The following is an 11,905-nucleotide window of genomic DNA, read 5'->3' on the forward strand; positions in this document are numbered from 1 at the left end:
CCAATAACGGCTGGAGGTTTCTGGAATGCGTGTGGCGAGAAGTGTGCTGGCGGGCGGTGCGGCCGTGCTGTGTCCGTGGAGCGCCGCGCAGGCGCAGGACCAGCTCAATCGCGCCGACCCCGCAATCCTCTCGCGCACCTTGCCACGCCCCGCATCACCGCAGCCCGCCACCGAACCGGTGGTCGCGACGGGCCCGAGAACCGAACAAGCCGAAACGCGGGCCGCACCGCGAATCGCGCAGGCGATCGTGGTCCAGGGCGCGGACGACATTGCGCGGGACCGCTTCAGCAACGGCCTGATCCCGTACCTCGGACGGAATCTGTCCGGCAGCGATCTCAGGGCGCTTTCCCGCGCGGTCGCCGATGTCGCGCGGCAGGCGGGCTATCCGTTCGCCAGCGCATGGATCGAGCCGCAGGCGATGGCCGACGGCGTGCTGCGGGTGCGGCTCGACGCAGGAACGCTGTCGGCGGTGCGCGTGATCGGCCACCCCAATGCGCTGGCGGATCGCATGCTGACCCAGGCGCTCGTCACCGGCCGCCCGGTCCGCCGCGAACAGCTCGAACGCGCGATCCTGCTCGTCGGCGACATCCCGGGGATCACGGTCAAGGAAAGCAAGTATCTGCGCCAGGACGGGTTCGGGATCCTGCTGGTGACGATAACGGAGGATCGGCTGAGCGGTTACGCGCAGGTCGACAATCGCGGCAGCAAGGAAGTCGGGCCGATCCGCGCGACCGCGATCGCCAACGCGCGCGGTCTGTTCCAGTCGGGGGATGAAGCGAGCCTCCTTCTGGCGAACACGCCGATCAACCCTTCGGAATTCGTGTTCGTTCGTGGGCGCTACACCGCGCCGGTCGATTCGCGCGGGGCGACCGTCTCGGCGTCCGCGTCTTATGGTCTTGCCAACCCCGGTGCCGCCCTCGGACCGCTCGACGTCACCGGGGAGACGTTCGACGCGAGCCTGTTCTACTCCCGGCCGATCCTGCGGTCGCGCGAGCGCAGCCTGTGGGCGACGGTGGAAATCCGCGGGCTGCGGAGTCGCCAAAGCCTGCTCGGCTTCCCCTTGCGCGACGATTCGATCGCGACGCTGACGGGCGCGCTCACCGGAACGATGCGCGCAGGTTCCGGGATCCTGCGCGGCGGGGTGCGGCTGACCGACGGGCTCCCGGTGCCGGGTGTGTCACACGAGGGCGACGCGCGGATATCGCGCAGCGATGGCGACGCGCGTTTCGTCGTGTTGAGCTACGCCGCGGAATGGGTCGCGCCGCTGTCGCGCCGGGTCAGCCTGGCGCTGGCCTCGGAAGCGCAGGTCGCATCGCGCCCGTTGCTCGCGACGATGGAAATCGGCGTCGGCGGTCCGGGCTTCGGGCGCGGCTATGATTACGCCGAGCGCACCGGCGACAACGGCATCCTCGGCTCGGGCGAAGTCCGTCTCGATCTCGGGCGGTTTGCGCCGCGCCTCGTCGATCGGGTGCAACTCTATGCGTCGGTCGACGGCGGATATGTCGGGAACCTGCGCGGCGGTGCCGGGGGTGGCGCGCTGCTGTCGACCGCGGCGGGCGTGCGGACCGGTCGCGGTCGGCTGAGCGGGATGCTCGAAATCGCACTGCCGATCAACGCGGACCGTTTCGATACCCGTAACCGCGATCCCCGCCTGTCCTTCCGCCTGTCGCGGGTGTTCTGATGCGGATTGCGCGCGGGCTGACCGCAGCCTTCGACTCACGGCCGTCGAGCTGGGCGATCGTCGGCACGGCCGCGTTGGTCGGCTTGTTGCTCACGTTCCTCCCGATCGGCGCAGCGATCGACCGTACGCTCAGCGCGGCGCGCTTTGCGCTGGTCCCGCAGGTGGCGAGCGGCAAGGTGGTGGTGGTCGAGATGGACGCGCAAAGTGCGCGCGCGATCAAGCGGTGGCCCTGGTCGCGCGCGCATTACGCCGCGGTGGTCGACCATCTGCGTCGGGCGGGGGCCAGCGCGATCGTGTTCGACGTGGACTTCTCGTCGTCAGCGGACTCGCCCGGCGACACCGCCTTTGCCGCAGCACTGGGGCGTTCCGCCGGGCTGGTCGCCTTGCCGACCTTCGGCCAGAGCGCCAATTCGGCCGACCAGCGCACGATCGATGCGTTGCCGCTCGCGATGTTCCGCGCGCCGGTCGCGCTCGCGTCGGTCAGCATCCAGCCGGATACCGACGGGCAGGTCCGCGCGATGCCGTTCGGCACGGTGACGGCGGGCGTGCCACGCCCCTCGCTGTCCGCCTATATTGCGCAAACCTCGGGCACCGTAAACGTCGGCTTTCCGATCGACATGTCGATCGACCCGGCGACCATCCCCCGCCTCAGCTTCATCGATGTCCGCAACGGCACGTTCGATCCGGCGCGGGTCCGGGGTCGCTCGGTCCTGATCGGGGCGACCGCGGTTGAAATGGGCGACCGCTATGCGACCCCTTTGTGGGGGGTCATTCCGGGTGTGGTGGTGCAGGCGATGGCCGCCGAAACCCTGCTGCGCGGCATCCCGGTCAACGGCAGCGCGGCCGTGCCGTTCCTGCTCGCTTTCCTGATCGTGGCCGGCGTCGTCCGGCTGCGGAGTGCCGCGCTGTTCGCGACGGTGGCTGTCGCGCTGTTCCTGGTGTCCGGCGCGGCGTTGCTGGCACAGCATGCCCTGCTGATCACCTACCCGCTCGCCGCCGCGCTTGGCATGCTCACCTTTGCCGGTTGCGCCTGCGGGATTCGCGAAGTCGCCGGACGGTTCCGCGACCAGCGCATGATCGACGCGGCGACCGGTCTTCCCAACGGACTGTCGCTGGCGGCCGAACGATTCGACTCTGCCGAGTGCACTCTGGTGGTGGTGCAGCTCGCCAATTACGACAGTCTGGTCGCGGTCCTCGGGTCGCGGCCCTCGGGCGACGTCCTGTTGCGGATCGCCGACCGCCTCGCGCTGGTGGCGAGCGGAAACCGCGTCTATCGCGCCGCCGACCGTCAGCTCGCGTTCGTGCTGCCGCAGGACGAACCGGTCGACGACACGCTCGACGGGCTGCGCGCGATCCTGCTGCAAGCGGTCGAGGTCTCCGGCCGCAGGGTCGATGTCGCGGTCGCGCTCGGGGTTGCGACCGGCGCTTCGACCGCAATCGAACGCCTGCTCGCGGACGCGGCGCTTGCCGCCGAGCAGGCGTTGCAGGGCGGGGGCTTCTGGCGCCGCAGCGTTGCCGACGACGGCGGTCTCGAACGGTCGATCTCGTTGATGGGCGAGCTCGACACGGCGCTTGTCGAGGGCGGGATCGAAGTCTTCTACCAGCCGAAATACGACGTGCGGACCGCGCGGATCACCAGCACCGAAGCGCTGGTCCGCTGGCGTCACGCCATGCGCGGGTTCATCGGCCCCGACCTGTTCATTCCGCTCGCCGAGAAGACCAACCGGATCGCCCCCCTCACGCTCCACGTGTTGCGGACCGTGGTCCGCGACCTGTCCGGCTGGCGCACCGCCCATGGTGCGGTGACCGCTGCCGTGAACATCTCCGCCAACCTGCTTTCGGACGCGGCGTTCAATGCGGAGGTCGAGCACATTCTGGGTACGTCGGATGTCCCCGCGACCGCGCTGGTCTTCGAAGTCACCGAATCCGCCGCCATGTCCGATCCGACCAGCGCGATCGCCGCGCTGAAACGGTATCGCGCGCTCGGGATCGCGCTCTCGATGGACGATTACGGGACCGGACAGTCGACGCTGACGTACCTGAAGCAGTTGCCGCTCAACGAACTGAAGATCGACCGAAGCTTCGTCCAGCACGCCCATGTCAACCGCGCCGATGGCGTTCTCGTCCGCTCGACCATCGAACTCGCGCACGACCTCGGCCTCAAGGTCGTCGCCGAGGGGGTCGAGGACCAGGCCTGTCTCGACTTCCTGAAGACCTGCGGATGCGATGTGATCCAGGGGTATTTCATCAGTCGCCCGCTCCCGCTGCCGCAGTTGCTGGCGCTGCTGGCCGATCCGTCCACGCTCGCGGCCTGAGGGAGCGGGCCGTCGACCGGGGCTGACCGCGTTCCGGGAATTTCCCGGCTTGGGCCGACCGCCTCGATCCGCCATGGAGGCGCGCCATGGGGACATTCGCGACTTTCGGTCGAACACTGATCCGTTTGATACCGACGCCCCCGACCGGTCGCGAAGGGCTAGTGTTGCTCGGCTATGCGGGCGCATTCCTGCTCGCGCACCGGGCTGCCGCCTTCTGGGGTGGAAGCAGCTATTACTCGCTCTGGTTTCCGGCGGCGGGGCTTCGTCTCGCCTTGCTGTGGCGCGGGGGTGCCCGGCTGACAGTGGCGGTCGCCGTGATCGAGATCGTGATGCAGGTCTTCAACGGGGTCGTTCAACCGGCGGGGGACTGGCCCATCCAGATCGTCGGCGTGGCGCGTCCGGTGCTCGCGTACGGGCTTACGGTCGCCGGGGTGCGCTGGGCGACCGAACGCGGCCAGACCAGCCTGGTCACGCCGCCGATGCCGTTCGGCCTCGCCGCCGTCCTTGCGCCGATCGCCGCGGCCTTGTTCGCCCTGCCCTCGGCGTTCCTGCAACCCGCAATCACGCATGTCGACGGCCTGCGACAGATCATCGCGTCACTGACCGCCTTTGCGGTCGGCGACCTGCTTGGCGTCCTGTTGCTGGCCCCGCCGCTGCTGTGGCTGGAGGATGTCGTGGCCGGGCGGGCGTCGTTCCAACGCCCCCGGCTGCAGCATGCGGTCGAGGCGGTTGCGGTGCTTGCGATATCGATCGGCATGGTCGTCGCGCTCTCCGGCATCGGGCTTGGCCTTCCGGCGACGCCGGTTCTGCTTGGGACCGCCTGGATCGGCCTGCGCTTCGGACGTGCGGCGGCGTGGGGGGCGATCGTCCTGGTCGCGCTCGTGGTGCTGCCGCACACCAGCGGCGTCATGCCGATCGACGAGCGATTGTCGCTCCACCTCAGTCTCGCGGCGGTCGTCGTGGTGGGCTATCTGGCGGGCAGCTTCGCCGAAGCCGAGGCACGGGCGCGGGTCGATATCGCCCGGCGGGACCGGATGCTGTTCCAGGCCGAGCGGCTGAAGACGCTGCGCGCGATGTCGGTCGCGGTGATCCACGAAATCAGCCAGCCCCTGTCGACGCTGGCGATCGAGGCGCGGCATCTCGCGGAAATCACCGTGAATGCCGGGGACGAAATTGCCGCCAGCGCCAGCCTGATCGAGCGCAAGGCCGATGCGCTGTCCGTCCTCGTCCGGCGGCTTCGCCGGTTTGGCGGCCGCGCGGTGGATGAGCCGTCCCTGCTTCCGGTCAACGCGCTGATCGACATCGTTCTCGGACTTGCGGCACCGGAAGCGAAATCGGCGCGGGTCGCGCTGATCGTCGGCCCGATCGATCCCGATCTGGTCGTGCTGGGCCAGGAAATCGAACTGGCGCAAGCCCTCGTCAACGTCCTCCGCAACGCGATCCAGGCCTGCCAGACCCGCGATATCCATGTGGGGATCGACCAGGACGCGCAGGACGTCATCATCTCCGTCGCCAATCCCTGCGCCGATACCGCCCCTTACGCAGGCATGGGGGTCGGGACGCTCGTCGCGCGCGCGATCGTCGAGGCGCACAATGGTCGCCTGACCCGCGAGGAACGCGCCGGGCACCATATCGTCCGCCTTACCCTCCCCCTTGCCGGAGACCGCAAATGACCGCTGCAACCGTATATGTCGTCGACGACGACGGCGATCTCGGCGCGAGCGTGGCGCGTTTGCTCGGGCGGCACGGCCACGCCGCGGAACCGTTCCTCGACCCCGCCCTGCTGCTCGAGGTCTATGCCGAGGCCCCGGCGCATTGTGTCGTCACCGACGTGATGATGGGCGATCTGGACGGGTTCGCCTTCGCCGATCGGTTGCGTGCGCTGGATCCGGGGGTTGCGATCATCTTCATGACCGCGTGGCCGACCACCGCCAACGCGGTCGATTCGGTGCGTCATTACGGCGGGCTCGATTATCTCGAGAAACCGCTCGACGAGGATCGCCTGCTGGCGGCGGTTGCCGAGGGGATCGCCTGGTCGCGCCAGACCCGCGCGGTGATCGAACGGACCGCCAGCCTCACCCGCCGCGAGCGGCAGGTGTTCGACCTGCTCGTCCAGGGGCATAGCAACAAGGCCGTCGCCGCCGCGCTGGCGCTCAGCCCGAAGACCGTCGAGGATCACCGCGCCGCGATCGTCGCCAAGACCGGGGCGAACGGTCTCGCCCAGTTGATCGCGCTCGCGCAGTGACCGGTGGCGGTCGCCGTCAACGATCGTCAGAAATGCGCCAGATAGCCGCCATCGACCGCAAGCACCTGCCCGGTGACGTAGGAAGAACCGGTCGACGCGAAGAAGAGGACGGCCCCCGCGATCTCCTCGGGGCGGCCCCAGCGGCCAAGTGACGTGCGGCGGCTGAGATGGTCGGCAATCGCGGGGTCGGCGACCATCGGTCGGTTCGCCTCGGTCGCGAAGAAACCCGGCGCGACCGCATTCACCGTGATCTGGCGCGACCCGAGCTCGGCCGCCAGAGCGCGAGTCAAAGCATCGAGCCCCCCTTTTGCCACCGTATAGGCGGCGTCTCCGGAGCGGGCGATCTGGCCGGCAATCGACGTGACGTTGATGATGCGGCCGCCGCTCGGCATCTGCGCGGCGACGGCGCGGGCCAGATCGAACGGCGCGACGAGATTCGTCTCCAGCATCCGACGCACATCCGCGCGAGCGAGATCGGCAAGCGGCCGGCGGTCGCGCGCCCCCGCGTTGTTGACCAGGATGTCGATGCCGCCACGCCCTTCGAGCAAGGTCGCCGCCGCATCGTCCCGATCGAGGTCGGCAACGATCGATTCCGCCGAACCGCCGGTCTCCGCGATTTCGTTAATGACAGCGCGCAGACGATTCACGTCACGCCCCTGCACCAGAACATGCGCACCGGCCGTGGCGAGAGCATGCGCGATCTCGCTGCCGAGGCCACCACTCGCCCCGGTGACGAGGGCGGTCTTGCCGGTCAACCGCGTCATCGTGGCTCCGTCTCGTCCGCCGCCGAAAGCAGATTTGTGATGATCGTTTCGAGCAGGCTCGTCAGGCGTTCCATGTCCGCGGGAGATATGCCCGCCATCGCGGCCTGATCGACCCGGTCATCGAGCAACCCGAGCCGTTCCAGCGTCGGCATCGCCTGTGGCATGAGGTAGAGCCGGTTGACGCGGCGGTCGGCCTGGTCCGGGCGGCGTTCGACCCATTGCGCCGCCTCGAGACGATCGATCGTCTGCCCGGTCGTGACCGTGCCGATTTCCAGCATCTCGGCGATTTCGCGCTGCGTTGCCCCCTCGCGGACGTAGATTGCGGCGAGGACGCGCCACTGCGCGCGCGTGAGCGGCTTGCCGTCGGACAACGACATGCTGCGCGCGCGCTGATCGAAGCGCTTCCGCAGCAATTTGGTGATCAAGACCACCTGCGTCGCAAATCTACGGTTGGGCGGCGCGGTCGAGCCACTGTCATCGATCGTGACCATAACGCCGCTCTTGTCCCTCATCTGTCCCCGTACACCGTCGGTACCAAATTCCGCATGTCCGTCAAAGAGCGATACTGCGCAAGCGGATCATGCGCTTGCGTACTATTCGCTTGCGCGCAATGTCCTTTCGGTAGCAGGAGCCACCAGGAGCGCTCGATCCGGATCCGCTCGACTCGCAAGTCTGCCGCCCCGCTGCTTTCGGTGAGCAAGGAAATATGAGCTTGGAAGATACCCCCGGCCGCTCGACGGACTATCCCAGCATCGAGACGTCGCCCCCGGTCGAGAATCCCGCTCCGCGCGTGGCGTCGGTCGACCCGCAACCCCGCCGCCGGCGCAATCTCCGGACGCCGTTGCTCCTGCTGGCACCGGTCGTGGCGGTCATCCTCGGCCTGTACTTCTATCTGAGCGGCGGGCGCTATCAGGCGACCGACAACGGCTATATCCAGTCCGGCCTGGTATCGGTCAGCGCGAACGTCAGCGGCCCGGTGGTGGCGGTCGCGGTGCGGAACAACCAGCATGTCCGTTCGGGCGACGTCCTGTTCCGGATCGACCCGGCCCCCTATCAGGCTGCGGTCGACGAGGCCGTCGCGGAACTGGCGACCGCGCAAGCGCAAGTTGGGTCACTGCGCGCCAACTTCCGCGAAGGCGAAGCCGCGCTGCAGGCCGGGCGCGACCGGCTAGCCTATGCGGTGCGCGAGGCCGCCCGCCAGAAGGCGTTGCTCGCCGAAGGAATCTCATCGCAGAACCAGTATGATCAGGCCGTGCTCGCGGCGCAGACCGCGCGCCAGCAGATCCAGACCTCGGTCCAGCAGAATGCAAGCGTCGCCGCGACGCTGACCGGAAGCGTGACCGCGCCGACCGACCGCCAGCCAGCGGTGCGCCGCGCGCAGGCTGCGCTCGAGCGCGCAAAGCTCAATCTGGGCTATACCGTCGTGCGCGCCGCGCAGGACGGGATCGTCACCAAGGTCGATCAGCTTCAGGTCGGCAGCTACGTCAGCGCCGCCAAGCCGGTGTTCACGCTCGCCAGCACGCGGTTGTGGGTCGAGGGCAATTTCAAGGAAGACCAGCTTAACCACATGCGGATCGGCCAGCGCGCGACGTTCAAGGTCGACGCCTTTCCCGATCTCGAGCTGACCGGCCGCGTCGCGAGCTTCAGCCCCGGCACCGGCAACAGCTTCGCGTTGCTGCCGCCCGAGAACGCCACCGGCAACTGGGTCAAGGTCGTCCAGCGCCTGCCGATCGAGTTCAGCATCGATCGGTTGCCGCGCGACCTTCCGCTCCATGCGGGCCTGAGCGTCGAGGTGAAGGTCGACACCGGCTATCAGCGCCACCTGTTCGGCGGCGCGACGCAGGCGCGATGACCGGCGCTTACCCGGACCCGGCGACCCGCAACATCATCACCGCCGCGGTGATGGCGGCGACGGTGATGAACTCGCTCGACAGCACGATCGCCAACGTCGCGCTCCCGCACATCCAGGGGAGCGTGTCGGCGTCGAGCGAGGAGATCACCTGGGTCCTGACGTCCTATATCGTCGCCGCCGCGATCATGACGCCGCTGACCGGCTGGCTGGCCGGACGGTTCGGGCGCAAGCGGCTGATGCTGTGGTCGATCGTCGGGTTCACCGTCGTCTCGGGGCTGTGCGGGCTTGCCAACAGCCTCGGCGAACTGGTCGGCTTCCGCCTGCTCCAGGGCGTGTTCGGCGCCGCGCTGGTGCCGATGAGTCAGGCGATCCTGCTCGATATCAACCCGCCCGAACGCCACGGCCCGGCGATGGCGGTGTGGGGCATGGGCGCGATCCTGGGGCCGATCATCGGGCCTGCGCTCGGCGGCTGGCTGACCGACAATCTGTCGTGGCGCTGGGTCTTCTACATCAACCTGCCGATCGGCATCCTTGCCTTCATCGGCCTGTCGGGGTTCCTGACCGAGACCAAGGATTCGGCGAGGCCACGGCTCGACATCTTCGGCTTCGCGATGCTCGCGCTCGCGCTGGGGTCGTTCCAGCTGATGCTCGACCGCGGGCAGACCAAGGACTGGTTCAGCTCGCTCGAAATCTGCATCGAGGGCGCGATGGCGCTGTTCTTCGGCTATCTGTTCGTCGTCCAGACGCTGACCGCGCGTCAGCCGTTCATCGACATCGGCATGTTCAAGGATCGCAACTTCCTGACGGGTTCGATATTCGGCTTCTTCCTCGGCACCGTGCTGTTCGGCGTGCTGGCGCTGTTGCCGACGATGCTCGAGACGCTGATGGGCTATCCGGTGGTGCTGACCGGACTCGTCACCGCGCCGCGCGGGATCGGGACGCTCATCTCGATGATCATCGTCGGGCGGGTGATCAAGCGGGTCGATGCGCGGCTGCTGATCCTGATCGGCTTCGGACTTGCCGCCTATTCGCTCCACATGATGTCGGGCTTCTCACTCGGGATGAGCGAACGGCTGGTGATCATCTCCGGGTTCATCCAGGGGCTCGGCACCGGGCTGGTGTTCGTGCCGCTGACAACGATCGCGTTCGCGACGCTCGATCCCAAATATCGCAACGAAGGCGCGGCGATGTTCACGCTGACGCGCAACATCGGCTCGGCGGTCGGCATCTCGGTGCTCCAGGCAATGACGATCCGCAATTCGGCGACCGTCCACGCCCGGCTGACCGAAGGGATTCGCCCGGACAATCCCGCGCTGCCCGGCGGGTTCGATTTCGACCTGCCGAGCGCGGTCGCGGCGATGAACGCGCAGATCACCCGCCAGGCGTCGATGGTGTCGTACATCGACGCGTTCTGGATGCTTTTCGTGCTGACCCTCGCGGTGATCCCGCTGCTGCTCCTGATGCGCGGCCCGCGCAAAGGCGCGGCGGCCGGACCCACCATCCATATGGACTGATCCGCATGCGTTACCGCTTCACGATCCCGCTGCTGGCGGCAACCGCGCTCGCGGGTTGCACCGTCGGCCCCGACTTCGCCCGCCCCAAGGCACCCGCGACCGAGGCCTATCTGCCTGCGCGCGAGCAGGCCACCCCCGCGGGCGCGCCGGGGATCGCGTTCGGCGCGGGGCCGGTCCGGCGCTGGTGGACGGCGTTCGGATCGCCCGACCTCGATGCGCTGGTCGACCGCGCGATCGCGAACAACCGGAGCCTTGCCGCAAGCAACGCGACGCTCGCGGCAGCGCAGGACGAGCTGCGCGCAGTGGCCGGGCGGCGGCTGCCGCAGATCGACGCGACCGCGCGGGTCGAGCAACAACAGGTCAATCTCGCCGGCTTCGGCTTTTCAGGGGGCAATCCGCTCGCGCCTGCCGGCAACCCTGAATTCCATCTCTACTCGGTCGGCGGCGGGATCAGCTACGATCTAGACCTGTTCGGCGGGCTGCGCCGCCAGGTCGAACAGAGCGCCGCGCAGGTCGAGGCGCAACGGCGCCAGACCGAGGCGGCGCATCTCGCGATCGCGGGGCAGGTCGTCAATCAGGTGCTGACGGTCGCCGCGATCCGCGCGCAGGTCGCGACCGCCAACGCCTTGCTCGCGGACGATCTGCGCAACGTCGACCTGACGCAGAAACGCCGCGCGGGGGGCGAAGGCACGCTGGTCGAAGTGCTCAACGCGCAAAGCCAATATGCCGCGGATCGCGGCGACATCCCGCAACTGGAGCAGCAGTTGGCGGAAGCGCGGCATCTGCTGGCAACGCTCGTCGGCGTCGCGCCGAACGCGCTGGGCGCGACCGACTTCGACCTTGCCCGGTTGACCTTGCCGACGCAGGTCCCGGTCGCCCTCCCCTCCGAACTCGTCCATCGCCGCCCCGACATCCTGCAGGCGGAAGCGAACCTGCACGCCGCCGCCGCGGGGATCGGCGTCGCGACCGCGCGGCTGTATCCCGACATCACGCTTGGCGCGACCGTGACGCAGGGCGCGCCGGGGATCGGTGATCTCGTCAAGAATGCGTTCCGGGGCTATGATATCTTCGCCGGGCTGACTGCGCCGATCTTCCACGGCGGGACCCTCAAGGCGCAACGCGCCGCGGCGATCGACCGCGCGCGGGCGAGCGATGCGACCTATCAGCAAACCGTTCTCGACGCCTTCCAGCAGGTCGCCGACCTGCTTTCGGCGATCCAGAGCGATGCACGCTCGGTCGCCAACCAGAATGAGTCGGTGTCGGTGGCGGATCATTCGCGCAAGCTGTCACGCCGCAGTTTCCAGGTCGGCAATTCCGGTATCCTTCAGGTGCTCGAGACCGAGCGGCTGTATCAGCGCTCGAGCAATGCCCTCGTGGTCGCGCGCACACGGCAGTTCCTGAACGTCGCGCGCCTGTATGTCGCGACCGCGGGCGGCTGGGTCGATGCCGCGCAGCCACAATCGCTCCCTGCACGACAAGCCGTTCTCGGGGACGTTCCGGACGGCGCTGCGGCCCATTGAGTTTTGCAGCATTT

Annotated in this window: 9 protein-coding genes; 7 read left to right on the forward strand and 2 right to left on the reverse strand. The window is 68.3% G+C overall.

Features of this window, described 5'->3' with window-relative positions; translation table 11 throughout:
• The first annotated feature begins 25 nt into the window (after positions 1 to 25).
• From RH91_RS01375 to RH91_RS01390, 4 genes are all read left to right on the forward strand, one after another.
• Positions 26 to 1,681 (forward strand): ShlB/FhaC/HecB family hemolysin secretion/activation protein, encoded by a 1,656-nt coding sequence (locus tag RH91_RS01375; RefSeq protein WP_232283370.1) that lies wholly within the window; start codon positions 26 to 28, stop codon positions 1,679 to 1,681.
• Positions 1,681 to 3,996, forward strand: a complete 2,316-nt coding sequence (locus RH91_RS01380) for a GGDEF domain-containing phosphodiesterase (protein WP_010160689.1) — start codon at positions 1,681 to 1,683, stop codon at positions 3,994 to 3,996. Before RH91_RS01375 ends, RH91_RS01380 begins: the two co-directional genes overlap by 1 nt.
• A gap of 86 nt (positions 3,997 to 4,082) precedes the next feature.
• On the forward strand, positions 4,083 to 5,669 hold the full coding sequence (locus RH91_RS01385; protein WP_010160690.1) for a sensor histidine kinase: 1,587 nt from the start codon (positions 4,083 to 4,085) through the stop codon (positions 5,667 to 5,669).
• On the forward strand, positions 5,666 to 6,241 hold the full coding sequence (locus RH91_RS01390) for a response regulator transcription factor (RefSeq protein WP_010160691.1): 576 nt from the start codon (positions 5,666 to 5,668) through the stop codon (positions 6,239 to 6,241). The genes RH91_RS01385 and RH91_RS01390 overlap by 4 nt, the downstream gene beginning before the upstream one ends.
• A 26-nt stretch (positions 6,242 to 6,267) precedes the next feature.
• Here the strand turns inward: RH91_RS01390 and RH91_RS01395 are convergent, their stop codons facing one another.
• The gene (locus RH91_RS01395; RefSeq protein WP_010160692.1) at positions 6,268 to 7,005 is read right to left on the reverse strand and encodes an SDR family oxidoreductase; all 738 of its coding nucleotides are present in this window, start codon (positions 7,003 to 7,005) and stop codon (positions 6,268 to 6,270) included.
• Positions 7,002 to 7,517: a MarR family winged helix-turn-helix transcriptional regulator gene (locus RH91_RS01400; RefSeq protein ID WP_232283371.1), complete on the reverse strand. Its 516-nt coding sequence runs from the start codon at positions 7,515 to 7,517 to the stop codon at positions 7,002 to 7,004. Before RH91_RS01400 ends, RH91_RS01395 begins: the two co-directional genes overlap by 4 nt.
• 194 nt (positions 7,518 to 7,711) lie before the next feature.
• Between RH91_RS01400 and RH91_RS01405 the strand changes: the two genes are divergently transcribed.
• From RH91_RS01405 to RH91_RS01415, 3 genes are read left to right on the forward strand one after another with little or no spacing between them, the layout of a single operon-like run.
• Positions 7,712 to 8,857, forward strand: coding sequence for an HlyD family secretion protein (locus RH91_RS01405; protein WP_010160695.1), 1,146 nt, complete (start codon positions 7,712 to 7,714; stop codon positions 8,855 to 8,857).
• Positions 8,854 to 10,371, forward strand: a complete 1,518-nt coding sequence (locus RH91_RS01410) for a DHA2 family efflux MFS transporter permease subunit (protein WP_010160696.1) — start codon at positions 8,854 to 8,856, stop codon at positions 10,369 to 10,371. Before RH91_RS01405 ends, RH91_RS01410 begins: the two co-directional genes overlap by 4 nt.
• Positions 10,372 to 10,376: 5 nt before the next feature.
• Positions 10,377 to 11,891 (forward strand): efflux transporter outer membrane subunit, encoded by a 1,515-nt coding sequence (locus RH91_RS01415; protein WP_010160697.1) that lies wholly within the window; start codon positions 10,377 to 10,379, stop codon positions 11,889 to 11,891.
• Positions 11,892 to 11,905: the final 14 nt, after the last annotated feature.

The sequence above is a fragment of the Sphingomonas sp. PAMC 26617 genome (assembly GCF_000242835.1).
Lineage (GTDB): Bacteria > Pseudomonadota > Alphaproteobacteria > Sphingomonadales > Sphingomonadaceae > Sphingomonas.

Excerpts from the sequence above, each read along its gene's own strand:
- RH91_RS01375 (WP_232283370.1), top strand. The coding sequence starts at position 26 with ATGCGTGTGGCGAGAAGTGTGCTGGCGGGCGGTGCGGCCGTGCTGTGT.
- RH91_RS01380 (WP_010160689.1), top strand. The coding sequence starts at position 1,681 with ATGCGGATTGCGCGCGGGCTGACCGCAGCCTTCGACTCACGGCCGTCG.
- RH91_RS01385 (WP_010160690.1), top strand. The coding sequence starts at position 4,083 with ATGGGGACATTCGCGACTTTCGGTCGAACACTGATCCGTTTGATACCG.
- RH91_RS01390 (WP_010160691.1), top strand. The coding sequence starts at position 5,666 with ATGACCGCTGCAACCGTATATGTCGTCGACGACGACGGCGATCTCGGC.
- RH91_RS01395 (WP_010160692.1), bottom strand. The coding sequence starts at position 7,005 with ATGACGCGGTTGACCGGCAAGACCGCCCTCGTCACCGGGGCGAGTGGT.
- RH91_RS01400 (WP_232283371.1), bottom strand. The coding sequence starts at position 7,517 with ATGAGGGACAAGAGCGGCGTTATGGTCACGATCGATGACAGTGGCTCG.
- RH91_RS01405 (WP_010160695.1), top strand. The coding sequence starts at position 7,712 with ATGAGCTTGGAAGATACCCCCGGCCGCTCGACGGACTATCCCAGCATC.
- RH91_RS01410 (WP_010160696.1), top strand. The coding sequence starts at position 8,854 with ATGACCGGCGCTTACCCGGACCCGGCGACCCGCAACATCATCACCGCC.
- RH91_RS01415 (WP_010160697.1), top strand. The coding sequence starts at position 10,377 with ATGCGTTACCGCTTCACGATCCCGCTGCTGGCGGCAACCGCGCTCGCG.